Genomic DNA, 25,702 nt, shown 5'->3' on the forward strand with positions numbered 1-25,702 from the left:
TTCTGTCTTATTTTGCTGTTTGAGTAAATTTGAGTAGATTTTTAGAAGCGGTTATGTGTTAAGTTGCGCGACCTTTAAGGGCGTATGCGATCGCCCATAGCATTCATAATCGATGTGAGGTGTCATATCAAGTCCGTTTAATTAGCTTCGCTAGGGCGCAAGCCAAAGCGCCCCTCCTAAATTGACTTTCTCCCCGCTCTCCTACTGGTTTATAACTACTATTTCACAATCGGATCTAGTATCACTTCCCTATGAAATGGTGCGTTACGCGCTTCGCGCACTTCACACCCTACTTTCTCCGGGTACTATTTTAATGATAGACAGATATTGTAGGTTGGGCAGGGAGATAACCCAACAATTTACCTCCTTGTCTCCAACTGTTATGTGTTAAGTTGCATGACCTTTAACCGCCTATGGGAAACCAACCTACTGGCTATTGCCTTTTTCAAGTCAAGTGGCTATACTCTGCCATTCTAAAACCACTTCAGCAGGAATAGATATTGCAATCAAGCTATTATCTTTCATAGCTAAAGATAAATTGATTCTAGTTATGGGTAACTGAGAGATGACATTTTGAACATCAAATTCACCTACATTGGGAGCAGGGGATTTTGTGGCAAACACATCTTCAGCCTTAAATGAATCTCCCCCTCCCCTACTTGTAGTAATAGTTAATGGGCTAGGGTGAGCAAAATCCGCTAACCCAGGAAAATCTACTAACCGCAGATGAATTGTACTTGAACCATCATTTTTAGTACGTTTAAACAATACTACTTGCCAAGCATTACCTCGATTGTCTTTGAGAGTATGTCGAGATTGAACTAATATTTGTCCAGGCGCCTCTTCCATCTGACGAATTGAAGCAAAAGCCTGTGGAGTTGTGAAATTATCTAACCCGATGAATATTAACAAGACTAAAGCGATGGCAATAACTAATTGGGATAAAAATTTCTGAATTGAATACCACATGAATAAATTACCTGTTTTAATTTGTTTTTTATATTATTCAGCTTCAAGATATGGTATGAACACCGAATACATTCCCCGTAAGTCTCCCACATTAAAATCAAAAGCTAAATCTTGAGGGTATTTATCTTTAACAAATTCTGGACGAGCATCTTTAGCCCCATGACAGGCAAGACAGGTAGATTCAACGTTAATGCGACGATAGTAACGAGTCCCTTGTTGACCGTCGATAGTTTCTGAATCCCAAAATCCCATCAACTCAGGATCATTTTGAAATTTAGCTAATGCCATAACAGCATGTAAATTATCCGGTGCATGGGCAGGATTACGATACTTAGTCGCAATCTGTTTGACTTGCCAACCATTTTCTTGGCCTAACTGTTTTGCTCTCATCCCTACTGGTTTACATACCTGTTTAAAAGTTTCTCCAGTAGGTTTAATGGTTGAATCTTTGAGGGTAGAAGCCAAGCTGGAGCGCATGGCATCGAGATTTTCAATTTCTTGTACCGCTTTAGCTAACTGAGAAGGATTAGTTTGAGCGTTAGCGGGAGTAGGATTTGTAATTAAAAACAAAACCATAACTACAAATACCATTAAAATTCCCTTAAAGTACTTCATTTTTATCAAAAAATTATAACTTTTGGTAGATGTTAAGTTTATGGTAGCCGCTTACACAAAAATTATGTGGCAAATTTTACGATAATTAATAAAATTGAGATCATCCGATACGAAATTTGATTTTCCTTACTGCTATGGTGCGATCGCCTCAAGCATTCATATTTACTGTAACTGATTAGCTTTACGTAGAATTTGCCCGGCTAAAATAGCAGCGCCAAAACCATTATCAATATTAACTACTCCAATACCAGCAGCACAGGAATTCAGCATAGTTAATAAAGCAGAAACTCCCTGGAAACTCACGCCATAACCGATACTAGTAGGCACACCGATAACGGGACAATCCACCATGCCAGCAACTACACTAGGTAAAGCTCCCTCCATCCCCGCTACCACGATTAAAACATCTAAAGAAGTGAGTAGATGACGATGATTGAGTAAGCGGTGAATGCCAGAAACTCCCACATCCCAGAGACGATTTACTTTAAAGCCACAAAGTTCTGCGGTGATGGCGGCTTCTTCGGCTACAGGTAAATCGGCAGTTCCCGCGCTAATTATGCCAATTATACCCTTATAGGCAACTGAGGCATGAAGAGAACCAATGGCGCAAATACGAGCCATAGGATAGTAAATTAAATTTGGTACTTCTTCTTGTAACTTTTCGGCCACAGAAGCATCTATGCGTGTAGCCATAACTAGGTGCGATCGCTTTTGCATGGTTTGCATAATAGCGACGATTTGTTCTGTAGTTTTACCAGGACCCCAAATCACTTCAGGAAAACCTGTTCTCAGTTGCCGATGGTTATCTATTTTGGCAAAATCTTCTACTGATTCAAAACTTAGATGTTTTAGCTGTAATAGAGCTTCATCGGGAGTAGTTTTTCCTTGGGCTACCAATTCTAAGAGTTTGGCGATCGCACTCGGCTCAGTCATACTTTCATTTTTATTTATCCTTACTGCTAGTATACTTTACTATAACAATTCCTAATATAGTGAAAAACCATTCAACTAAAAAGACAAATCGTGTAAACTAATAAAATTAAAGTTATTGGTTGATTATAGATGAATCCTCAATTACAACAAGCTTTTGCTCAAGGAAAAGCCCTAAAAATCATTAGCGGTTTAAACAATTTTGATGCTTCCCGAGTGGCCATGATTGCTAAGGCAGCAGAAACTGGTGGAGCTACATTTGTAGATATTGCTGCCGATCCTCAATTAGTTCAAAAAATTCGTCAAACTATTAGCATTCCTGTCTGTGTATCAGCAGTAGAAGTAGACTTACTAGTAGCGGCAGCTAAAGCTGGAGCAGACTTGTTAGAAATAGGTAATTTTGATTGTTTCTATGGCCAAGGAATTTATTTTTCTGCTGAGTCAGTTTTAGAGCTAACCAAAGCCACAAAACAAGCTTTACCAGAAATAACTCTTTCAGTAACAGTACCCCATATTTTACCTTTAGATGAGCAGGTAGAATTAGCTTCAGCTTTAGTAGCAGAGGGTGCTGATATTATCCAAACCGAAGGAGGCACTAGTAGTCAGCCTAGTCATCCTGGGATATTAGGACTAATTGAAAAAGCTTCGCCAACTTTGGCCGCAGCTTATAGTATCTCCCGCGCTGTTTCCGTACCAGTATTGTGTGCTTCGGGACTATCTAGCGTAACTGTACCAATGGCGATCGCCGCTGGTGCTTCTGGCGTTGGTGTAGGTTCGGCGGTTAATCAACTTGATACAGAAGTAGAAATGATTGCTGTAGTGCGCAGCTTAGTAGAATCCTTATCAGTATCTAAGCATCAAACAGTAATTAATTAATATTAGATACAGCTAGAAAAATACACCGTAGTTAATTACTGCGGTGTATAGTCATTTCAAGCTCTATGATTATTTAATTCTCTGCTATAATTTTACAGTTAGAGATAATTCATTTAGTATCAGAGGAAATTTTTCGTGATTGAACCATTGCTACTTGGAATAGTATTAGGATTGATTCCCATAACTCTTGCGGGACTATTTATGGCTGCTTATATGCAATATAGACGCGGTAGCCAACTATGATTCCTACCTCCGTTAATCTTCATAGAGATTTAACGGAGGATTTACCTATAATTAAAATCAAATTAACCTAAACAATTAGCTAAATCTTGCTCGGGATTTATAATACTCCGTAAACTGTAGTTATCTGATAATAATCGCAACACATTAGCAGAAATAAAGGCTGGTAAGGTTGGCCCTAAACTCAGATCTTGCACCTTTGCCAAAATTTGCTGGTGATGGTTGAGTTTTGAAGTAATGAGTAATGAGTAATGAGTTTTTTTAAGTATTTATACTTACTTTTAGTAATATTTTAAAATTTTTCATAATTTATATTTTTTCAGTAGCCTAACACCGACAAACCTGATACCTACCTTCACCTCAACCTTAGAGTCAATAAAAAAACCTAACACCTGACAAGGTGACACCTAAAACCTGCCTCCATTTTCACCTTGTTGTCACTCCGTCAGGGTAGGCTTACTTCTTGTTACCCTAATTGATTTTGAATACGTTGATTGAGAGAATTTTCCTGGGAAGCTAGACGCGCTTTACCAGAAGCGGCCCAATTTTGTAAAAATTGGATTTCTTCTTGGGCAGTCCTCGCTAAAGGAATAACCTGACTAGCGGAGGCTAAAATATCTTCTGTGGTAAAGTCCCGGTTTTGGCTAAAACCGAGGTGCATGGCTTCTATGAGAGTTTGTTCGATTTCAGCACCGGAAAAATCAGGGGTTTCATAAGCTAAACGTTTGGTATCGTATTCTTGAAAACTATGAGGGCGTAGGTGAGACAAGTGAACCGCAAAAATTGCCTCTCTCTCTTTTTGATTGGGTAAGCCCACAAAAAATATTTCATCAAAACGTCCCTTACGCAGCATTTCTGCGGGCAAAGCTTTAATATTATTAGCTGTAGCCACCACAAACACTGGTGACTGTTTCTCAGCCAACCAGGTAATAAAGGTACCAAAAACACGACTAGTGGTGCCACCATCTCCTTTGCCTTCGATTCCTGCAAAAGCCTTATCAATCTCGTCTATCCAAAGTATACAGGGTGCTAAAGCTTCCGCCAGGGTAATCATCTGTCTAGTACGAGATTCCGATTCACCCACTAACCCGGCAAAAAGACGCCCCACATCTAACCGGAGTAAAGGTAAATGCCAGTGATGGGCGATCGCCTTAGCCGTTAGGGATTTTCCTGTCCCCTGAATACCTACAAGAAGTAATCCCCGAGGATATGGTAAACCATAAGCTCTAGCCTGCTCACTAAAGGAGCCTCCCCGGCGTAGTAACCAATCTTTTAAGTTATCTAAGCCTCCAATATCAGATATTTGTTCTTTAGCGGGGTAAAAGTCTAGGATTTGAGTTTGGCGAATAGATTGGCGTTTTTCTGCTAATACTAGTTCTACATCTTCCTTTTCTATCTGACCATGACTAGCTAAACTCAGACTCAATACTCGTCTAATTCTTTCCAGGGAAAGTCCTTGAGCGGCACGGACTAAATCTGCTAAAAGCTCTTGATTTAATGATTGTCCACAGCTACCTAGGAGTCGTTCGATTTCTTCTCTAATTTCTGTGGCACTTGGCAAAGCAAAATCTAGTACAGTAATCACTTCACTCAACTCTGTGGGAATATTAATCACAGGAGCAACGATGAGAATATTCTTGGATTGAGATTTTAAACTTCGTGCTAAGTTGCGCAATTTACGAGAAATAGCTACATCTTCTAGAAATCGATGATAATCTCGTAAAATAAAAATACCATTACTTTTTTCTGGTAATTTTTCTAATAACTCCAAGGCTTGTAAGGGGTTACGTTTACCGAAGCCTAGATAATTAGGGTGATCATGATAACCATCTACGAAATCCCAGATATAAACACTACGATTATTTAGTTTTTGGGCGCAACTAGTTACTATAGTTTCTAAACGTTCTTCTTCCCCCGTAGGTATATAAATCAAAGGGTAACAAGCCCTTAGTAATAGTTCTAAATCTTGAGAAAAACTCATTGTTGTTTCCAATTATTTTTAAGTGAGACTAGACTAGACCAACGACTATCAATCGGAGTTTCTTGATCAGTTTTTTGGTATTGAGGCGGTTGACAATCCTGGCTACACAATTGTTGAACAGGCATAGCCAAAGATAACTGTTCATATAACCATATAGTCGGTTCAAAATTACCGTTACTGGGTATACTCTCGTTGAGATCTTCTGTAGATAATTCTTTTTCACTGCGCCAAGATAATTGTCTCTGATCACAGCGATTGAGCCAAATTAATTCAGAAGTATCTAAATGAATACGATGGTTATAGTTTTGCAGACAGCGATCGCAAGTTAAGGTAACAATTGTTTCTGCTACCGCCTTAACTTCCAAATAAGTTCCATGGTGGCCTATTTTGATTTTCCCTCTAGTGGGGGTTAAACATTCTATTCCTGGGATAAACTCCTCAAATTCTATGGTTTTGGTTTGCCAGGGGAGTTTGAGCAAGTCTGGAATATAAATAGGTTTCATCTTTGGCTACGTCTCCTTAGCGTAATCTTATTACTAAGCGTCTATTTGGTTCTTGACCTTTACTTTCTGTCTGTAGGTCTTCAGATTGACTCAACAAGCTATGTATTTGACGTCTTTCCACCGAAGATAGAGATGTTACTTCTACTTCTTGTCCTGTTGACCTCACTTGTTCAGCTAATTGTTGAGCCAATTCTTTTAATTGACTTTCTCTGGCAACTCGGTAACCATTGATTTCAATCACAAAATAGCTAGATTGTTTGTTTGTTGACCCTATATGGAGTATGGCATTGGCTAAATATTGAATTGCATCAATGGTTTCTCCTTGTTCACCGATGATTAAACTAACATCTGAAGGTGTGAGATGAGATTCATCGATTGTCAGCCAACAAGAAACAGTTCCTTCTGCTTCTTCCTCGGTTTTACTCATCTCGACTTGAGTCTCTATTCCCATTAATTTAACTAGTTGGGTCAACCACTGCTGACCTCTTTGAATCTGTAGTTCATTCATGTATTATGCTGACGGCTTTTCTTTCTTTTTAGATTTTTTATTAGGCTCAAATGGTAACTCTTTGCGTGTTTTCTCGCTTTTTTCTTGTTCTGCTACCAATTTTTGCAGGTTTTCTGGTAATGGTTCTTGCATCAAAATAAAAGTTTGTAACATTTGAAACAAGTTTGCTACCACTATATACATTAAAACTCCAGCAGGGAGGGGAGAAAACAAAAATATTCCTGATAACAACACTGGTGTTATTTTGTTAATAGTTTGTTGTTGTGGTTGTGTTCCAGCACCGCCACTTGGTCCTGATATCTGTTGGTTTACATAAATACTGAAACCAAAGAAAATAACCATACCAAGAATATCCCAGTTAATTGTGCCATCAGGGGCAGTTACCCCTACCCTTCCAAGGGCTTTAATAAATAAGAAGCCTTTGTCAGCAGCGATTCCGGGAACTATTGCTTTAACTGTGGCATCTCCTGGTTCTATCGCTTCTATTACTCCATCTTCATTTATTCTAACTCTTTCTGCCCCCTTAGTTATTTCCCACTTAGGTTGAATTGGTGAGTCTAAATCCTCACCTACTAATTGACTCAAGGGTTTGCCTTCCTCGGTTTGCAATTCAATCTTGGTTTTTTCTCCCACTGCTAATTTATTGCCTCCTGGAAGAATTGCCGAGACTCGATAATGTTCTCCGTCTGTAATGTAGATATTTTGAGCTTTCGTGCTGTAAGTTTGAAAATCTACTTGTTCTATTTTTTCTGGTGGCAAAACTTGTACATTAACAGAGTAGTTAATATCAGCAAAAGGGGAACCTTTGAGGGTACCAAACAAGGCTAGAAGTATCGGTAACTGCACGACTAGTGGTAAACATCCTGCCAGAGGGTTACCCAATTCTTGCATTAGTTTACCCATTTCTTCCTGTTGTTTTTTAGTATCTCCTTTGTACTTGCGCTGAATCTCCTCTTGTCTTTCTTTCATCAAAGGTTGAGTTATGCGCATTTTCCGCATATTGCGAATTTGCCCTGCGCTAAGGGGATAAACTGCTAAACGTGTTAACAAAGTCAGGGCAATAATTGCTAATCCGTAACTAGGTGCAATCCCGTAAAAAAAATCCAGGATTGGTAACATGATATTGTTGGTGATAAATCCGCTTCCGAGCATTTTTTCAATTTTCCGCTTTAGTACTTTTTATATTTTGTTTAGTAACTGGTGAGTGATTCTACTGATTTTCCGGTTTTATCAGCCACTTTTTCAGCAATATAATCATGAATCTCTCGAAATTTAGGTAACGCTCTCATTTCTAGACGACTTTTATCTCTGAGAGTTACCACAATGTCGCCCCATAAACCTAAGCCTCTGGGAATTTTGATTATTTTTACTATTTCTGAGTAAATAATATCACTGCGATCATTTCCCTTCCAACCTCCTGTCACGGAAATTCGACGGTTAGTTATCTTATATCTTAACCATAGTGCCCGAACAATTGCTCCCACAGTTAGGGGTAAACATATTACTGTAAATCCTAATAAGATATTGATTATTAGATCCCCAATATGAGGACCTCCTTCGTAGAATGTATCTTCTTTAATTCCCATGGATGATTTTTGCTTTTAATAACAACTCTTTTAATTCTCTCAAAAAATGCTCAAATTGACATTCTGTTGCCCCTTTTTTTACTACGATTACCATTTTTCCTGTTTTTTTCATCTCAGGCAAAAATTGTCGTAATACTGAGCGCAGTTGTCTTTTAATACGGTTACGTATCACGGCTTTTTTACTGACTTTCTGGCTGATAGAAATACCAATACGTACTGGTTGTGACTCATTTAGAGAATTTTCTGAGTCTAGCAGTGCCCTCAGAATCAAATGGGCACTTTCGTATTTTTTCCCTAACTTGTAAACAGTTTGAAAATCTCGATATGATTTGAGTCTATTTGCTTTAGGTAAGCTCACGCTCGCAAAGAGGGTAAAACAGTTACTTTTTACACAGATAAACGCACTCTTCCTTTTTGGCGCCTAGCTTTGATTACTTTGCGCCCGTTTTTAGTACGCATCCGCGCCCTAAACCCCGATTTTCTTTTCTGTTTGCGATTAGTTCCTTCTAATGTCCGCTTAGTCAAAGTGCGATCTCCTCCTTATTCCTGTCTCTTAAAATTCACAAATTCCTATTATAGCAAAGGTAATGTTTCTCCGACACTATTAAAAAATTTCCCTACCACTAAAGATGACCAAACTTTAGGTGCGCAATGCTAAAATTTAAGTATAATCAAGATCTTAACCCTCCTCAACTATGAAGAGTCTTTTAGCTCTAACACAACCTTCTCGGGGTAAAATTTTAATTTTCGCCTTCCTGTTGACGGGACTAGCACCTTACCTAATTTGGGAGTTTATTTTATTCCCAAAACAATTTTTATTAATTATTCTTATTTCCTTAGTATTATTAGCTGCATTTTCCTGGGCTATATCATGGCTGACAAATACGGTTATAAGTACAACTAAAACTCAAAAAGAAAATCTAAATCAAGACCAAGTAGAAAAAAACTCTCTCCTCAAGGCAATCATTAACGCTAACGACGATTTGACCGCGGTATTAGATACGGATTTACGCTATGTTTTGTTTAGCCAAGCCTACGAACAAGAATTTTTAAAAGTATTCGGTTATCAGATTAAAATAGGAACCAAGCTAACCGATGCTTTACAACACTTACCTCAAGAACAAGCTAATGCTGTGAATGTGTGGCAAAAAGCTTTAGGAGGAGAAGAATTTACTATTCAAGCAGAATTTGGGGATGTTAATCGCCAACGCAATTACTATGAAATAAGATATCACACCCTGAGGAATGCAGCAGGAGAAATTACCGGAGCATTACAGATAGGAAAGAATATTACCCAGCGTCAAATAGCGATAAATACCCTCAAAAATCAGTAGATATTAATACTGTAGTTGAAGAAGCTCAAAAAAACTTGGCTACCGAAATTACTAAAAAGGAAGCAGAGATTACTGTTATTAAACCCCTAGGCAGTATGATTAGTAATTATACAATTTTGACTCAAATTGTTACTAACTTATTGCATAATAGCTTAAAGTTCGTTGAACCGTCGGTTAAACCTCGAATCAAAATTTGGAGTGAAAGCAACAATGAATACCTACGCCTTTATGTAGAAGATAATGGCATTGGTATTTCTCAAGAACATCACGAACGAATTTTTAAAATTTTTGAGCGACTTCACGGTGTTGATACCTATGCAGGTACAGGTATAGGATTGGCGATCGCCCGCAAAGGCATGGAACGTTTAGGAGGTCAAATAGGAGTAGAATCTAGTACGGACAATGGCAGTCGTTTTTGGCTTGAAGGAAAACAAACTAGATGATAAATAATCACAAATGACTACATATTTTACTGAGTCTCTAATCTCAAAGTCTATATTACTGGTTGAAGATGATGATAACGAGTCAAAGCCGGAGGTGGTAACTATCAATGGAGAACCAGAACGTTTACATCAAATTGTCTGGAATTTACTAATTAATGCTATCAAGTTTACTCCTCAAGGGGGTAAGGTGACAGTGGAATTAGAGCGAATAGATGACCTGATTGAACTACAAGTTACAGACACAGGTATTGGTTTAGAACCAGAGACTATACGATATTTGTTTGAGCGCTTTCGCCAAGCTGATAGTTCTCCTAGTCGGTCTTATGGAGGTTTAGGACTGGGATTAGCGATTGTGCGTCATTTGAGCGAATTACACGGAGGAAGTGTAGAGGCATTCAGTCCAGGCAAGAATCAAGGGTCAACCTTTAGGGTTAAGCTGCCAATTCCCTCAGTTTCCACCGCGCCAAAAAAATCAGAAAATCTTAATTCTTTTAGCAATCTACCTCAACTAGCAGAATTTAATATTTTACTGGTAGACGATGAACTAGATAGTTTACAATTGATTACTATTATTTGGGAAAAATGTAACGCTAAAGTTACAGCCGTATCTTCCGTCCAGGAGGCTTTAGAAAAATTAACAACTAACAACTTCGATTTGTTAATTAGCGATATTTCTATGCCAGAAGCAGATGGTTATAGTTTAATTGAGTTTGTGCGCAGTAATTTTCCACAACTCAAGTCAATTGCCATGACTGCTTATGCCTCCCATAGCGATCGCAATTCCCTTCTCAATGCTGGCTTTTGTGCCTATATTGCTAAACCCATTGATTTAGACCTGTTTATCAAAACAGTAACGGATTTAACTTTATCTGGGTCAAGTTGATTATTAGTTACTAATTTCTTTTTCCACCACAGGGAGAGGAAGAAATCTTTCTGCTACTGCCATAACTAAAAGACTGATTGTCGCCATACCCATACCTGTGATTGCAATAGTTAACTGATAGCTACCAAAGATAATTGATTCTGGTTCGAGCAAAATCAATAATAAGGTGCCTAAAGCCGAGACGCTACCTACTAACAAGGAAATTTTAACGCTGTTGGCAGAAAAACTATACGTACCGAGATAATCTAAAAGATAAGCAATAAAAGGAATCCACACGGCCGAGATATAGGTGGCATAAAAAAAGAGAATTAAATTAACAATTTCTCCACCTCGAAAAGCAACGGCCAGGGCTAGTAAAGCATTAACTACTGTAATTAGAATAGAGTAGCTTTTGCTACTATCCAAAAGAGGGTTCAACCATTTAGGTATTATTTCCAGGTCGCAAAAAGTTTTAGTCTGTATCCGTAGGACACTACTGCCCAAACCGAGAGCAGGAACTGCCAGAGTCGCGATCGCTACTAAGCCTAAAAAATTTTCCGTCCCACCACTTACCCATGCCAAAATATAGGGGATCACTTCTTTACCATCCAAATTGGGAGAGATAATTCCTGCTTGTTGAGCTGCGATCGCCACAGTAGAAAGAAGTAAAGCTAATGCCACAAGGATTACAGAAGCGAAACAGCAACTCCAAATAGCTGTACGGACATCTTTAGCAGAAACTAGATACTGCTGACACTTCATGTCTATCGCCACTAATAAAATGGTGGAGAGAAAGATACCAAGCTCTTGTCCTGCTTCATTTTGGGATAGAGAAGTCACAAAATCTACGGGCGATTCTACCAAAATGGGTAAGCCCTGCAATGCCCAAAGACTGTAAATTAAAACTAATATATTTAGTAATAGTAAGCCTCGTAAAATCCAACTTACTTTTTCTAAAGGCAGTAGAGAAAGTAAACAAAACAGTAAAGTTAAAACCACCATACTAGTCAAAGTATTTATTCCTATTACAGCAAGAATAGCTGCTCCTGCAATAATTTGTACTGCCTCAATGCCAATTAGTGAAAGCCAGGACATCAAACCTACTCCGACCTTGACTGGTTTCCCGTAGCGGTTGCCCAACAGTGTCCAGATTGGTTCTGCTTGCTGCCAGTAAAATTTTGCCAATATTAAAAAGAACAAAAATCCCAAGCCGATGGAGACTGCATAAAGGCTGCCTCCTATGCCATGGTATATAACCTGCTCACTAGTCCCTAAGAGAAAACCCAAACCATAGTGGGCAGATACAAGCAAAATTGTTAGAGAAAAGATTCCTAATTTCCTAGTATCGGAATTGATGTCAGTATTCATGTTAATAAGAAATCCCGTTAATGATTATTCGTAAACGTTAATATTTAACTTTTTTAGCAAAATTTTGGGTTCTTTTGCCACAAATTATGAAGCATACAATCCTTCACTTACACCAAAGCATCTATACCTAATGTTACTGGTTGGAGTTGAGTAATGAGTAAGAAGTTTTGAAGTGAAAGAAGTTTTGAAGTCTTGAAGTAATGAGTTAAAGAATTAATGCGATCGCCCTTAAAAATTGGTTGACCCTAAAGGCGTATTCAGACTAGATTTTGTAGGTTGAGGCACGAAACCCAACATTAATGTTTAATTAATTATATAAGTAAATATTGATGCAAATCCTTAAAAACCCAAATCTTGCCTTTGCTCTAGAACATATAGCAATGAGCGTTGTAGTGTTAACAATATTTATATTTACAGATCCCCCCTTCCCCCCCCGCAAACTCGGGGGGCTTTTCATGATAACTGTAAACATCTATTTGGTCATTGCTATAAATCAAGCATTATGAAAAAAACGCATGATAAAAATACAAAAAACTCAAAAAATAATTAGTTTAGTAGTTAATGTAACGAATTGTTGCCAAGATAACTTTTATCATGTTCACAATATCAGATATAAATCAGGGACTTAGCTGTCTAAATTTCTAGTCATTGTTAACGAGGTCAAAATATGACTTTTGATGTTGAAAAAAAAGTAAAACTAAATAAGGTAGAAGTTGCAAAAGCAGCAAAGGATGGTTTAGACGTAAAAGAGGAAATAGAAAAATTTGCCCAAATTGGTTGGGAGGCGATTGACGAAACCGACCTGAATTTACGTTTAAAATGGTTGGGTATCTTCTTTCGTCCCGTAACTCCAGGGAAATTTATGCTCCGTTTACGTACTCCCAATGGAGACCTCAATAGTGAAAGAATGCGTACTTTTGCAGAAATTATTCAACGTTATGGGGATGATGGAAGTGCGGATATTACCACCCGTCAGAATATTCAATTACGTGGCATTCATATTGAAGATATTCCTGAAATTTTCCGTAAATTAGAAAATGTGGGAATGACAACCTATCAATCTGGTTTTGACAACGTGCGTAACTTAACAGGTTCCCCTGTTGCCGGGATTGATCCTCATGAGTTGTTTGATACGAGGGAATTAAACCAAAAATTGCAGGACATGATTACTAATAACGGTAAAGGTAATTATGCTTTTAGTAATTTACCTCGTAAGTTTAATATTGCCATCGATGGTGCAAGAGACAACTCAATTCATGCAGAAATTAATGATATTGCTTTTATTCCTGCATACAAAGAGGGAGAATTCGGTTTCAATGTGCTTGTAGGTGGTTATTTATCAGCTCAACGTTGTGCAGAAGCAATCCCCATGGATGTATGGGTGCGTGCCAATGATGAAGTTATTGAATTATCTCACGCAATCCTTACAGTTTATACCGAAAATGGTTTAAATGAAGGTTTACGAGAAAATCGAGGTAAAGCTCGCCTAATGTGGTTAATTGATAAATGGGGTGTGCAAGGATTCCGTAATCAGGTAGAGAAACAATTAGGTAAGTCTTTAGAAACTGCTGCCTTCAAAGATGAAATTACCATGGAAAAACGGGACCATTTAGGGGTGCATCCTCAAAAACAAGATGGTTATAGCTATATTGGCCTACATATTCCCGCCGGGCGTTTAGATGCAGAGGGGATGTTTGAAATTGCTCGTTTAGCAGATGTTTATGGTAATGGAGAAATTCGTGCCACTGTTGAGCAAAACTTTATTATCCCTTATGTGGCTAATGACAATGTAGAGGCTTTTTTAAGCGAACCTATTTTAGCCCGTTATCCTGTTAATCCTACTCCATTAATGCGATCGCTTATTTCTTGTACTGGTGCCCGCTATTGCAATTTTGCTCTCGTAGAAACTAAACAACGAGGGATGAAATTAGCCGAAGAATTAGATAATGAGCTAAATATTCCTGAAAGAGTCAGAATTCACTGGACAGGTTGTCCTAACTCTTGTGGACAAGCTCAAGCTGGTGATATTGGCTTAATCGGTACTAAAGCAAAAAAAGATGGTCAAGTTGTAGAAGGAGTCAATTTATTCACAGGCGGAAAAGTTGGTAAGGATGCAAAACTTGGTTCTCTTAAACAAAAAAGTATCCCTTGTGAGGATCTTAAACCAGTGTTAAAGGATTTATTAATTAAAGAATTTGGTGCAACTCCTAAATAGCTTGAGCTCAAATCTTGTGCTAGAACATCAGTACTAAAAAAATAAGTGGATTTTAATTAATTGGGCAATTATTTTGTCATTGAAATTCACAAGCAGTAACTGCTGGTCGAGATACAAGTTTGAGCTGAAGATGAGCCGACTTTTAGTGACTATAGCTTTTATTAACGACAAAATGGAGGAGATTTAAATAAATGGCGATCGCAGAAATTACCAGTAAACTTTTAGCAGCAAAAAAAGAAACAGGAATTAGTTTTAGTGAATTAGAAAAAGAATTAGGACGAGATGAAGTATGGATTGCTGCTGTAATTTATCGTCAAGCTAGTGCAGATGAGAGTGAAGCTAAAAAACTGGTTAGTCTCCTAGGATTATCTGAATCTTTAGCAGAAGAATTGACTATTCCTCCGATAAAAGGCTCTCTAGACCCGGTTATTCCCACAGATCCCCTAATATACCGTTTTTACGAAATTATGCAGGTTTATGGAATGCCAATCAAAGAGGTGATTCATGAAAAATTTGGCGATGGAATTATGAGTGCAATCGATTTTTCTGTAGAAGTTGACAAAGTAGAAGATCCTAAAGGCGATCGCGTTCAAGTTACCATGTGCGGTAAATTTTTACCCTACAAAAAATGGTAACACTATATGAATTCTAAGTAAATGTAAATTTTAATTATTAGTAAGGAGTTTTAGTAATGGATTACGTTGCACCACCAGATTTAGTGACAAGTGCTGTTAAAGCGGGAGAAACAAAATCTCGTCTTGCTATTAAAGATTTATTAGTTCGCGGTTTTTATTCGGGAGCAATTCTTGGAGTTGCTACTACCTTAGCAATTACAGTAGTGACCCAATCAGGAATTCCCTTTTTAGGCGCTCTTCTCTTCCCCTGGGGATTTGCAACTATCGTGATATTTGGTATGGAGTTAGTAACAGGGAACTTTGCTTTAATGGCTTGTGCTATGTTAGCAGGAAGAGTTCGTTTTAACAAGGCTTTGTATAATTGGCTTTGGGTTTATTTAGCTAATTTTCTTGGTTGTTTAAGTGTGGCTTTGTTAATGTCTTATTCTCTCACTAATGGTGGCACTATTGAGCCCAATGCTGTGGGGGAAAAAATTATGGCGATCGCCCTGGCTAAAAGTGTCGCAGTTAAAGAACTAGGAATGACTGGTTTTATACTCTTCATCGTTCGCGGCATTATTTGTAACTTTCTTGTCTGTATCGCTGTAATGATGGGAATTGTCAGTAAATCTGTACCTGGTAAAATTCTGGGTTGTTGGTTTCCGATTATGGCCTTCGTAGCCCTAGGAATGGAACACATTGTGGTTAATATGTTTTTTATCACTACGGGTATGGCATTGGGAGCACCTATATCGGGGATAGATATGGTTTTTTGGGATTTTCTGCCTGTAACTATCGGTAATTTAATTGGTGGTGGTATTTTCGTTGGTTCACTTTTGTACTTTACTCATGCTCAAAAAGAGCAACTTCGACCCTCTGTTTCCATGGAAGCAGTGGAAGAACAAGAATTAATCAATCGTTCTTAAAATTATATCTTTTACTTATGGCGATTCTGGTAAAAACAGCGATCGCCATACGTATTAATTCCCCTAGACTCAGATCTTCCACCTTTAGCAAAAGCTACTGGTGAGGGTTGAGTAATTAGTAATAAGTCTTGAAGTTTTGAAGTAAAAGAATTGATGTTAAACCCCTAGTATACAAAGATTATAGAGAATTAACCATAAAGAACATTTTTCCTTAAAAATTAGTACATAAGTTCTGGTGGAAGATATGAGTAGACTATCCCTCGAAATTTCAGTTGTTCGTTATATTTCACTTATGCTAAATAAGGTCAGAGAACTGCTCCAATTCCAATGCTGTTTTAACGAGTCCTTGGCGTTTAAGTGTCATAAGATATTGCTGCACGGTGAAAGGCGGGTTTTTTAGGCGAGTCCGAACTTTTCGCACAGCAACACAGAATATGCTTGGCACCTGATCGAGATAGTATTCGAGAAAATCGTCGGGACGTTGGGCTTTAATACCAAAAGAAACAAGAGTTTCTTCGGGAAAATCCTTAATATTCTGGGTAACAATGACATCGCACCGTCCGACGATTGCTGCGGCCAACACATGGCGATCGTCCTTATCGGGAAGGTTAAGAGAAGGAATGAGCATTTCATATCCTGTGATCAGGCAATTGCGGGTTGAGCGATCCATAAAGTCGCGGTTCGGTCCAACAGCTCTCTCTTTCGATCTGGTTCATTTCTTAAAAGCGCTTCAATCCATTCTTCATGAATATCTGCCGTCCATCTTGCCTGAAAAATATCTGAGAAGGTCTCGCAAAGGCGCAGGATAAAGAACATTGGCATCGAACAGCACAGTGTCCAAGTTCATGGAAGATTATAACCCATGTCATATTCCTGTGCTTCTGCCACGAGTTGGTCGAGCACTTTTTCCCTTTCTTTATCTATTGCCTGCTTGTAAGCCATGACATCTTCCAGACGTATACGGCGGTGCTTTCCCACTTTCCGATAAGGAATACTGCCCCTCTCAAGCAATTTGATGAGATAAGGACGGGAAACACATAGCATGGAAGCCGCCTCAATTGTAGTTAATTCTGCATTTTGAGGAATAATGGTCACACTCCGTCCTGCTGCCATCTCTTCAAGAATATCCATAAGAAGAGCGACGGCACCAACAGGAAGATTAACAGGTTCAGAACGCTCTCCATCAACAACACGAAGCTTCAAAGGGCGTTCTTTTTGAGCATAGCGCGATAGAATCTCACCCGAAATTTTGGCAATTTCAGCATCCTGTGCGGTCGGTCGATTTTGCTTCTTTAAGATTGAGCTCATAGTCGCATATTCTTGAATCCGTTTTTTTCTAAGATAACACATTAACACAATAAACGCAATAAATGAATTAAATGCAGTGGATAATTATGTGTGGGGTTGCAAAGCACGTTTAACTTAGATCTTGCACCAGTACATAAGTACTAACTTAACCTCAGAAAAAGTTTATTTCTCTTTCGCCTAAGAAAAGGGTCAAGAGAACAAAAGTACTGAATACGCTTTTTTGGTCAACCAATTTTTAAGCGCGATCGCATTAATTCTCTAACTCATAACTCATTACTCAACCTCAACCAGTAACATGAGGTAAAGATGCAAGATTTGAGCTGCCCTGCCTCAAATGGAGAAAACGCTATACTGACAAGTATAAGCACCGTCAACTCAAAATTATGAGCAATATTCACCTACCTAAACCTTGGCAATCTCCTGAAAATCAAATAACTCCACCCCATATTTACTTTAATCGCCGTCGTTTTCTCAAAACAGCTTTAGGTGCTGGTTTAATTGCAGGTTTATCACCCCTTACTGCCTGTCAAAAATCAGTATCTCAAACGGCTTTAGAAACTAGTTTAAATTTACCAACAATCAAGGGAGTTAAAACTAATCCAGCTTTTGCGAAAGTAGATAGACCAGTTACAGATGAAATTTTAGCAGGTCAATATAATAACTTCTATGAGTTTGGTGGTAATAAAAAAATATGGTTAAAAGCCCAAGATTTACCCACTGATAACTGGAAAGTAGAAGTAACTGGTTTAGTAAAAAATCCCCAAACCTACGACATTGATGATATTAAGCGTCAATTTACTCTAGAAGAACGTATTTATCGCTTCCGTTGTGTAGAAGCTTGGTCAATGGTTTTACCCTGGATAGGTTTTCCCATGCAAGCTTTGATAGCAGCAGTAGAACCTAATTCCCAAGCTAAATATGTCCGCTTTACATCTTTTTATGACCCAGAAATTACCACAGGCCCTAGTTTTAGTTTTGGTTCTTTACCATGGCCTTATCAAGAAGGTTTACGTATTGAAGAAATGGCTAATGAGTTGGCCTTTTTTGCTGTGGGTATTTATGGACATGATTTACCAAAACAACATGGTGCCCCAATTCGCATGGTGATTCCCTGGAAGTATGGGTTTAAAGGTGCTAAATCCATTGTAAAAATTGAATTTTTAGCAGAACAACCAGCTACCTATTGGAACACAATTGCCCCTAATGAATATGGTTTCGAGGCTAATGTTAACCCCAATAAACCCCATCCTCGTTGGTCACAGGCTACGGAAAAATTTATTAGCAATGGTCCTAATTTGTCCTGGGATATTAAGGAAACTCTACCTTACAATGGCTATGGAGATTATGTTGCTTCTTTATACATATAGTTATATAAAATAATTAAGCATAAAAGTTGAATTCAAGGTAGGGTGTAGGTTATAAAAAAAATAAAAATGAAAAAGAAAAAAAGTTATGAAACTAGAGAGATTATGGGAGACAGTCACTTATTTTGAAGTGATTCCCTTTTTGAGTACCATACAAAAAAATATTTAGCAATAAAAAGGCCAAAAAATTACAGGAAGCAAAATTAGCAACTATGGGTTTAATTTTAGTAACAGGCGCCACAGGTGGTGTAGGAAAAAGAGTAGTTAAACTACTATTAGAAAATAACTACCAAGTGCGAGCTTTAGTAAGAGATGCAAAAAAAGCAAAGGAAATATTAGGAGAAAAAGTAGAATTATTTGAGGGAGATTTAACTATACCAGAAACTCTAACCCCAAAACTCTTAAAAAATGTATCAGCAGTTATAGATTGTACAGGGGTAAAAGTACAACCAGTAGAAGGAGATACCCCCAAGCGAGAAAAATATTATCAAGGAGTTAAATTCTATCTACCAGAAGTGGTGGATAGTCCAGAAATGGTAGAATACCAAGGCGCTAAAAATCTGCTCTCCGTAGTAAAACATAATTTATACTCAGACCAAAGATTAATCTTTGACTTCACCAACCCTAACCAAGATATACGAGAATTTTGGGGTGCCCTTGATGATGTGGTAATGGGTGGCGTCAGTGAAAGTCAAATGCGCCTAGGGGAAGATCAGGCTATATTTTCTGGGAATGTTTCTACAGAAAATAACGGAGGTTTTGCTTCGGTGAGAAGTCGTAATTTCACCACACCCCTAGATTTATCCGCCTATAAGGGTATTGTCTTGAGAATCAAGGGAGACGGAAAACGCTATAAATTTATTATCCGTTGTTCTGGAGAATGGGATGGCCTGGCCTACTGTTATTCTTTTGATACCATATATAACTATATCCAAACTATAGAAGTACCTTTTAGGGAACTAATTCCGACAAAAAGAGCCAAAATAGTGAAGGATGCCCCAGCTTTTGACTCTAGTCAAGTGTATTGCTTGCAATTAATGCTCAGTAAATTTGAATACGACGGTAAACTTAACCCCCGTTTTAGCCCAGGTTTATTTAGCCTGGAAATAGAAAATATCAAAGCTTACGGCAAAGAAAGCAAAACACCCCAATTTATCAAAATTAGTTCAGCAGGAGTGACTAGGATTAATCGCCCTGGTTTAGATTTAGAAAAAGAACCCCCCGCCGTGAGAATGAATGAGCAATTAGGAGGGATTTTAACCTGGAAACTAGCAGGAGAAGAGGTAATTCGTAAAAGTGGATTACGCTATACAGTTATCCGCCCCTGTGCCCTGACTGAAGAACCCGGGAATAAAGAGTTATGCTTAGATCAAGGGGATAATCTAAAAGGTCAGGTGAGTAGAGAGGCGATCGCTCACTTGTGTTTACAGGTACTCAATACACCAGAAGCTGTTAATAAAACTTTTGAGGTAAACGAAAACACCAAGATAACCACAAAACCAGATTATACTCAACTATTGGCGGCCCTGAAAACTGATTAATTACTAATTTATTCAAGTTAACCTATGAAACAAACCAAAACAATTCAAATTAGTCCTTTGTTAGTTGCACCTCACCAAGTGCTTAAAGGAGAAAATATCCTAGCAACAGCAGTAGAAAGTATCTCCTGTTTAGGTAAATCTCCTTTGATTGTTACCGGAAAACATTCTCAACCTTTAGTAGAAACTGAATTAACTCCAAAACTAAATAAACATAATTTAGATAGCTTATTAATCACCTATAGTCCAGATTGTTGTGAGTCTTCTTTAGAAACCCTAAAAACAACAGTCACAGAAGCAAAAAAAGATTTAATTATCGGAGTAGGGGGAGGTAAAGCCCTAGATACAGCTAAACTATTAGCACATCAATGTAGATTGCCAGTGGTAACAATACCTACATCGGCAGCTACATGTGCCGCCTGGACTGCTCTATCTAATATATATTCACCCCAAGGAGCATTTGCCTACGACGTGACCCTAAGCCAAAGTCCCAATCTGTTAATTTTAGACTATGCCTTGATAAAAACCGCGCCCCTACGTACATTAACAGCAGGGATTGGAGATGCGATCGCCAAATGGTATGAAGCCTCTGTAAGTAGCGGTGAATCTGAAGCCACTCTAACCATTGCCGCCGTTCAACAAGCGAGAATTCTTAGAGACATTCTTCTGCAAAAATCTGAAGCCGCTTTGGAAAATCCCGGTCAAGAAGCCTGGCGAGAAGTTGTTGATGCAAATATACTCCTAGCAGGGGTAATTGGTGGCTTAGGAGGTGCTAACTGTCGTACTGTTGCCGCCCACGCTGTCCACAACGGCTTAACCAATCTGATAGAAGCACACCAAGCTTTACACGGAGAAAAAGTGGCTTATGGGATTTTAGTACAACTACGACTAGAAGAAATGCTGCAAGGTAATCAGTTAGCAGCCTCGGCCCGAGAACAACTACTATCATTTTATGGCAAAATTGGTCTACCTCAAAAACTAGAAGATATGGGCTTAGAATCGATTACCCTCAAACAATTGCGCCAGGTAGCAAAAATTAGTTGTCAGCCTAACTCAGATATTCATCGCCTACCCTTTGCCGTGACACCAGACCAATTAATCGCCGCCATGGTTTCTACAGTAAGCGAGAAAGCAAAAGTTACTACTGAATCGAATTCTTCGCGAGATATATTGCAAAAATAAAGACAAAATAAATTAGAATGGGAACATAATCAATTTGTAAAACTGTTCCCTGTTTTTTGGTTCTATCTAACTTGGTGTCAGAAGTATGACCCCAAATCCATTGTTCACCGACCACTTTTGAAAATTTAAGCAAAAATTAAGGAAATCCTCCTACCTCTTGCCATTCAAGAGAAATCTACTTACCACTGTTGACATCTTTAAAGATAAAATAATAATAATCTATCTATGTGTAGCTAAGATTTTTGGAAAAGGAAGTTAAAATAAGATACAATGCTTAAACTCAGAGGATAAAAAATCAAGATTTTCTCCTGTGAATTATAAAGATTGATAATTATGAACATCTACTCGTTTACACACCAAGTTACAGAATGGTTGAATCAACGTCCCTCAGCCTCAAAGCTAGGTAAAAAGAAACCCCCTAAGCCTAAAGGCAAAAAACAGGGCAAGTCAAAACTAAGTAAATGCTTACACAAAGTTAAGCCACCATTAATGTTGGGACTAACAGTAGTGTCAATAACTGGTGTTCTAGGTATTCGATTTTACAATCAACCAAAACTAGGAGAAAATGTGACAGCACCTAGGGAATACAAAGCGCCTAGGTATATGAGTTTAGTAGATGAAGAAAAAACTGAAAAACTCAGAAAAGAAGCAAGAGATGCTAGTGTACCAGTTCTGAAAAAAGATGATACTATTACAGAAGAAATAATTACTAATATTCAAGCTTATTTAACCAAAATAAGTAGATTACGAGAATCACTGGGAAGATTACCATATATAGAAGAAGAAATACTATCTCTAGAAAGCCAAATTTATCTACGTAAATCCTCAGAAGAAGAATGGCAAAGTATTTTGAATCAAGTACAAAGCAGTGAGGAAAAGATAAAAAAAGATTCAAATCAAGAAGTAAATCTTCAAAAAGAACAAATAATCGCTAAACTAAAATATAATCTAAAATCAAAAGGAGATTCAGAATATAAAAAATTAATACAGCAAATAAAGTTAGCAAGAATTCGATACAATAAAACCCAAAGAGAATTATCATGGGAAAATAAAGAAATAAGTATTGAAATAAGTATTAATGATGAAAATCTACAATCATTTTTAGCATTAAGTGATTCTAGCTGGCAAGAGCTAGAAGATATGATACGAAAAAGTACAAGCAGAATTGTAACCCAAGGAATATATCAAGGGACACCGGAAGAAATCAAAGAAGCTACAATAAATCTGAATTTAGGAATAGGAGCAAGCAACGATAAGAATACAGACAGTGCTAAGACCGAAAGTGAAGAGCAAGCAAAATTATTAGCAAAATCAATTTTACTAAAATTTATTGAACCTAATCTAGTAGTAGACGAAGTAGAAACAACAAGACGCAGCGAAAGAGCAGCAGAAGCAATAGAAGACCAAATAATTTACATAGCTAAAGATGCAATTATTGTAAGCAAGGGCGAGACCATAAGTCACGAACAGTTTTTATGGTTAGATGAATTTGGTTTGAGTAGACGGGGAGTTAACTGGAAAGGAATATGGGTTTCAGGAATTATGAGTACAGGGGCAGTGGGTATTCTCTGGATGAGTCAAAAACGAGCAAGATTACCCTTCCGTTGCTATGACCAAATATTGCTAACATTGTTAACCTTGAGTCCTCCGGTTCTAGCAATTTTTAACTTTCCCTACAGCAACTTACCAGCAGTAGGATTACTAAGTAGTACATTTTATGGACCAACAGTAGCAGTTACTCAAGTAGCGGTGTCCACAGGGTTAGTAGTTTTAGGAGATGAATTCCAAGAAGGGGAAGAATGGGAACTATTAGTAGTAGGGGCAATCGGAGGAACAGTAGCAGCACTAGTAGCAGGAAGATTGCGCGATCGCGATAAACTAGCACAATTAGGTGTAGGCATTGGTTTAACCCAAATGGTAGCGTATGTAATCCTGAAACTAATTCTCGCAGCTACTCCCGGATTAATATTGTGGACTGCTCTGCAACAGGGTTTACAATTTGGTCTTTTATCGGGATTAGGTTGGAGTGTAATTGCCTTAGGAATTAGCCCTTATTTAGAGCGAATCTTTGATTTACTCACCCCTAGTCGTTTGGCAGAATTATCTAATATTAATCAGCCTTTACTGAAAAAACTAGCAGAGAAAACTCCAGGAACTTGGCAACACACACTTTACGTGGCTTCCTTAGCAGAAGCAGCAGCCAGAAAATTAGACTGCAATGTAGAATTAATCAGAGCTGGTACTTTATATCATGATATCGGGAAACTACATTATCCCCTTGGTTTTATTGAAAACCAAATGGGAGGAGTAAACATACATGACGAGATTGATAATCCCTGGGAAAGTGTGGAAATTATCAAAAAACACGTCAGCGAAGGTCTAAATATGGCTCGTCGTCACGAACTACCCAAGGCGATTCGCGACTTTATCCCTCAACACCAAGGAACCATGCTTGTAGCTTTCTTTTACTCAAAAGCTAAAAAAATAGCAGAAATAGAAGGAGATCCTGACCTGTGCAATGATTCAGACTTTCGCTATGATGGTCCGATTCCTCAGTCAAGGGAAGCCGGGATAATGATGTTAGCTGATAGTTGTGAAGCAGCTTTACGTTCTTTACAGGGAGCAACTAAAGAAAAAGCCTTAGCAATGATTAGTAAAATTCTTAAAGCCCGTTGGCAAGATGACCAATTAATAGAAAGCGGACTGAAGTATGAAGAGTTACCAATAATTGCTGATGTATTTGTAGATGTATGGCAACAGTCTAAACATCAACGTATCCCTTACCCCAAAGACGCCTTAGAAGTGAAGAACAAACCCCTTCATTCAGGTAATCTTAAATAGTTTAAAACAAATAGCTGAGATGAACAGAGGGAAAAAATATAAGTACATCCTGCTCAATAAACCCTATGGTGTCCTGTGCCAATTTACAGATAATAGTTTTAAATACAGGCGTACTACCCTAAAAGACTATATACCGATAAAAGAAGTCTACTCAGTCGGCAGATTGGATTTAGATAGCGAAGGCTTGTTACTTCTAACGAACAACGGTTTAGTTAAACATCGCCTCGGTCATCGTCAATTTGCCCATCAACGTACCTATTGGGTACAAGTAGAAAGGATACCCACAGAGGCAGCTTTGCAGAAACTAAGTGAAGGAGTAATTATCAAAGGTGAAACTACTCGACCTGCTAGAGTAAAGCTATTAGAAAAACCACCTTCTTTACCACCACGTAACCCCCCAATTCGTGAACGGAAAACTGTACCCACTGCCTGGTTAGAATTAACCCTAACAGAAGGTCGCAATCGCCAAGTTAGGAAAATGACCGCAGCTGTAGGATATCCTACCTTGCGCCTAGTTCGCTTTTCCTTGGGGATAAAAAATTCTCATCAAACTATTCAACTTACTCTCGCAGGATTAGCACCCGGTGAATGGCGAGAATTAAACGAAGCAGAAGAAAAGGCGATTTTGAACTTAGTTACCTAGATAAAAAAACTTTCTAGAGACATTACTTCATAAATACTTAAACATAAAAGTGAGGTAAGGCAGAAGGCAGAAAGGAAAATTATTATTGGTTGAAAGTATAGAGAAAAGCGATCGCCTCTTTAGACTCATATCTTGCACCAGAACTTATGTACTAAATTAACCTCAGAAAATTTAATAATAAATAATAATGACTAAAACTACAAACACCCTAGACGATAGACTCTATCAATACCTGTGTCAAGTATCTTTGCGGGAACCCAAGATATTACAAGAACTACGCCAAGAAACAGCCACACATCCCCAAAGTAGAATGCAAATATCCCCAGAACAAGGACAATTTATGGCTTTGTTAGTACAATTAATGGGGGCAAAAAAAATCCTAGAAATAGGAGTATTTACCGGATATAGTTCTTTAGCTGTAGCCTTAGCCTTACCTAGTGATGGAGAAATAATCGCCTGTGACGTGAGCGAAGAATATACAAAAATCGCTCATCGTTATTGGGAAAAAGCAGGAGTACTCTCTAAAATAAACTTAAATCTACGTCCTGCTTTAGAAACCCTAGAAGAATTACTCCACCAAGGTAAAGCGGAAACTTTTGATTTTGCCTTCATCGATGCTGACAAAAATAACTATATTAATTATTATGAAAAAGTCCTTAGTTTGCTACGTCCTGGAGGCTTAGTAGCTATTGACAATGTACTCTGGTATGGAAAAGTTGCTGATCCAGAAAATCAAGAAAATCTTACCAGATCAATTAGGAAGTTTAACGACTATTTAAGTCAAGACCAAAGAGTCTCTATATCTTTAGTACCTATCGCCGATGGTTTAACCCTAGCGCTAAAAAAATAACAATTA

27 protein-coding genes and 1 pseudogene are annotated in these 25,702 nt (G+C 38.1%); 14 read left to right on the forward strand and 14 right to left on the reverse strand.

The window, feature by feature from the left end:
* Positions 1-450: 450 nt before the first annotated feature.
* The 3 genes from MW688_RS01935 to larB all read right to left on the reverse strand — a co-directional run bounded on the left by MW688_RS01935 (position 451) and on the right by larB (position 2,517).
* Positions 451-969: a DUF3122 domain-containing protein gene (locus MW688_RS01935; RefSeq protein WP_486734224.1), complete on the reverse strand. Its 519-nt coding sequence runs from the start codon at positions 967-969 to the stop codon at positions 451-453.
* Positions 970-1,002: 33 nt separating this feature from the next.
* Positions 1,003-1,560 carry a Tll0287-like domain-containing protein gene (locus MW688_RS01940; protein WP_486734225.1) on the reverse strand — a complete coding sequence of 186 codons (558 nt, stop codon included), beginning with the start codon at positions 1,558-1,560 and terminating at the stop codon, positions 1,003-1,005.
* A gap of 186 nt (positions 1,561-1,746) precedes the next feature.
* Positions 1,747-2,517, reverse strand: a complete 771-nt coding sequence (larB, locus tag MW688_RS01945; RefSeq protein ID WP_486734226.1) for a nickel pincer cofactor biosynthesis protein LarB — start codon at positions 2,515-2,517, stop codon at positions 1,747-1,749.
* Positions 2,518-2,646: 129 nt separating this feature from the next.
* On the opposite strand from larB, the gene MW688_RS01950 reads away from it, so the two are divergent.
* Both MW688_RS01950 and petG read left to right on the forward strand, forming a co-directional pair.
* Entirely contained in the window at positions 2,647-3,390 is a 744-nt protein-coding gene (locus tag MW688_RS01950; protein WP_486734227.1) for a DUF561 domain-containing protein, read from the forward strand.
* Positions 3,391-3,525: 135 nt separating this feature from the next.
* Positions 3,526-3,633: a cytochrome b6-f complex subunit V gene (petG, locus tag MW688_RS01955; protein WP_486734228.1), complete on the forward strand. Its 108-nt coding sequence runs from the start codon at positions 3,526-3,528 to the stop codon at positions 3,631-3,633.
* 62 nt (positions 3,634-3,695) lie between these two features.
* Here the strand turns inward: petG and MW688_RS01960 are convergent, their stop codons facing one another.
* The 8 genes from MW688_RS01960 to rpmH form a co-directional block, all read right to left on the reverse strand.
* Positions 3,696-3,827, reverse strand: a complete 132-nt coding sequence (locus MW688_RS01960) for a hypothetical protein (RefSeq protein ID WP_486734229.1) — start codon at positions 3,825-3,827, stop codon at positions 3,696-3,698.
* A gap of 269 nt (positions 3,828-4,096) precedes the next feature.
* Positions 4,097-5,611, reverse strand: a complete 1,515-nt coding sequence (locus MW688_RS01965; protein ID WP_486734230.1) for an AAA family ATPase — start codon at positions 5,609-5,611, stop codon at positions 4,097-4,099.
* The gene (locus MW688_RS01970; RefSeq protein ID WP_486734231.1) at positions 5,608-6,114 is read right to left on the reverse strand and encodes a YceD family protein; all 507 of its coding nucleotides are present in this window, start codon (positions 6,112-6,114) and stop codon (positions 5,608-5,610) included. Before MW688_RS01970 ends, MW688_RS01965 begins: the two co-directional genes overlap by 4 nt.
* 16 nt (positions 6,115-6,130) lie before the next feature.
* A complete protein-coding gene (locus MW688_RS01975; protein WP_486734232.1) occupies positions 6,131-6,622 on the reverse strand; it encodes a Jag family protein in 492 nt (163 codons plus the stop codon).
* A gap of 3 nt (positions 6,623-6,625) precedes the next feature.
* Positions 6,626-7,774, reverse strand: a complete 1,149-nt coding sequence (gene yidC, locus MW688_RS01980) for a membrane protein insertase YidC (RefSeq protein WP_486734233.1) — start codon at positions 7,772-7,774, stop codon at positions 6,626-6,628.
* A gap of 38 nt (positions 7,775-7,812) precedes the next feature.
* Positions 7,813-8,208 (reverse strand): PH domain-containing protein, encoded by a 396-nt coding sequence (locus MW688_RS01985; protein ID WP_486734234.1) that lies wholly within the window; start codon positions 8,206-8,208, stop codon positions 7,813-7,815.
* Complete coding sequence (gene rnpA / locus MW688_RS01990; protein WP_486734235.1) at positions 8,198-8,566, reverse strand: ribonuclease P protein component; 369 nt, start codon at positions 8,564-8,566, stop codon at positions 8,198-8,200. Before rnpA ends, MW688_RS01985 begins: the two co-directional genes overlap by 11 nt.
* A 29-nt stretch (positions 8,567-8,595) precedes the next feature.
* Positions 8,596-8,733 carry a 50S ribosomal protein L34 gene (gene rpmH / locus MW688_RS01995; protein WP_486734236.1) on the reverse strand — a complete coding sequence of 46 codons (138 nt, stop codon included), beginning with the start codon at positions 8,731-8,733 and terminating at the stop codon, positions 8,596-8,598.
* 170 nt (positions 8,734-8,903) lie between these two features.
* Here rpmH and MW688_RS02000 point away from each other — a divergent pair, with 170 nt between their 5' ends.
* The 3 genes from MW688_RS02000 to MW688_RS02010 are packed head-to-tail and all read left to right on the forward strand — an operon-like array spanning position 8,904 to position 10,868.
* The gene (locus MW688_RS02000) at positions 8,904-9,542 is read left to right on the forward strand and encodes a PAS domain-containing protein (protein WP_486734237.1); all 639 of its coding nucleotides are present in this window, start codon (positions 8,904-8,906) and stop codon (positions 9,540-9,542) included.
* 35 nt (positions 9,543-9,577) lie between these two features.
* Positions 9,578-9,985, forward strand: a complete 408-nt coding sequence (locus tag MW688_RS02005) for a sensor histidine kinase (RefSeq protein WP_486734238.1) — start codon at positions 9,578-9,580, stop codon at positions 9,983-9,985.
* Positions 9,986-9,998: 13 nt separating this feature from the next.
* Positions 9,999-10,868, forward strand: a complete 870-nt coding sequence (locus tag MW688_RS02010) for a sensor histidine kinase (protein WP_486734239.1) — start codon at positions 9,999-10,001, stop codon at positions 10,866-10,868.
* 3 nt (positions 10,869-10,871) lie between these two features.
* Here MW688_RS02010 and MW688_RS02015 read toward each other — a convergent pair whose 3' ends face one another.
* Positions 10,872-12,215, reverse strand: a complete 1,344-nt coding sequence (locus tag MW688_RS02015; RefSeq protein WP_486734240.1) for an SLC5/6 family protein — start codon at positions 12,213-12,215, stop codon at positions 10,872-10,874.
* A 667-nt stretch (positions 12,216-12,882) separates the two neighbouring features.
* Between MW688_RS02015 and MW688_RS02020 the strand changes: the two genes are divergently transcribed.
* The 3 genes from MW688_RS02020 to MW688_RS02030 all read left to right on the forward strand — a co-directional run bounded on the left by MW688_RS02020 (position 12,883) and on the right by MW688_RS02030 (position 15,970).
* On the forward strand, positions 12,883-14,430 hold the full coding sequence (locus tag MW688_RS02020) for a ferredoxin--nitrite reductase (protein WP_486734241.1): 1,548 nt from the start codon (positions 12,883-12,885) through the stop codon (positions 14,428-14,430).
* 191 nt (positions 14,431-14,621) lie between these two features.
* Positions 14,622-15,065 carry a cyanase gene (gene cynS / locus MW688_RS02025; protein WP_486734242.1) on the forward strand — a complete coding sequence of 148 codons (444 nt, stop codon included), beginning with the start codon at positions 14,622-14,624 and terminating at the stop codon, positions 15,063-15,065.
* A 56-nt stretch (positions 15,066-15,121) separates the two neighbouring features.
* The gene (locus MW688_RS02030; protein ID WP_486734243.1) at positions 15,122-15,970 is read left to right on the forward strand and encodes a formate/nitrite transporter family protein; all 849 of its coding nucleotides are present in this window, start codon (positions 15,122-15,124) and stop codon (positions 15,968-15,970) included.
* A 295-nt stretch (positions 15,971-16,265) separates the two neighbouring features.
* Here the strand turns inward: MW688_RS02030 and MW688_RS02035 are convergent, their stop codons facing one another.
* Together MW688_RS02035 and MW688_RS02040 are read right to left on the reverse strand one after the other, a co-directional pair.
* Complete coding sequence (locus MW688_RS02035; RefSeq protein WP_486734244.1) at positions 16,266-16,640, reverse strand: VapC50 family PIN domain-containing toxin; 375 nt, start codon at positions 16,638-16,640, stop codon at positions 16,266-16,268.
* A gap of 173 nt (positions 16,641-16,813) precedes the next feature.
* A complete protein-coding gene (locus MW688_RS02040) occupies positions 16,814-17,278 on the reverse strand; it encodes an excisionase family DNA-binding protein (RefSeq protein WP_486734245.1) in 465 nt (154 codons plus the stop codon).
* 383 nt (positions 17,279-17,661) lie between these two features.
* On the opposite strand from MW688_RS02040, the gene msrP reads away from it, so the two are divergent.
* From msrP to MW688_RS02070, 6 genes and pseudogenes are all read left to right on the forward strand, one after another.
* On the forward strand, positions 17,662-18,645 hold the full coding sequence (msrP, locus tag MW688_RS02045) for a protein-methionine-sulfoxide reductase catalytic subunit MsrP (RefSeq protein WP_486734246.1): 984 nt from the start codon (positions 17,662-17,664) through the stop codon (positions 18,643-18,645).
* 85 nt (positions 18,646-18,730) lie between these two features.
* Positions 18,731-20,183: pseudogene (locus MW688_RS02050) on the forward strand (CIA30 family protein).
* A 24-nt stretch (positions 20,184-20,207) separates the two neighbouring features.
* Positions 20,208-21,362: an iron-containing alcohol dehydrogenase gene (locus MW688_RS02055; protein ID WP_486734247.1), complete on the forward strand. Its 1,155-nt coding sequence runs from the start codon at positions 20,208-20,210 to the stop codon at positions 21,360-21,362.
* A gap of 333 nt (positions 21,363-21,695) precedes the next feature.
* Complete coding sequence (locus MW688_RS02060; protein WP_486734248.1) at positions 21,696-24,203, forward strand: HD family phosphohydrolase; 2,508 nt, start codon at positions 21,696-21,698, stop codon at positions 24,201-24,203.
* A gap of 19 nt (positions 24,204-24,222) precedes the next feature.
* Positions 24,223-24,846 (forward strand): pseudouridine synthase, encoded by a 624-nt coding sequence (locus MW688_RS02065; RefSeq protein WP_486734249.1) that lies wholly within the window; start codon positions 24,223-24,225, stop codon positions 24,844-24,846.
* Between the two features lie 187 nt (positions 24,847-25,033).
* The gene (locus MW688_RS02070) at positions 25,034-25,696 is read left to right on the forward strand and encodes a class I SAM-dependent methyltransferase (protein ID WP_486734250.1); all 663 of its coding nucleotides are present in this window, start codon (positions 25,034-25,036) and stop codon (positions 25,694-25,696) included.
* Positions 25,697-25,702 lie beyond the last annotated feature (6 nt).

This window comes from Johannesbaptistia floridana (assembly GCF_057440575.1).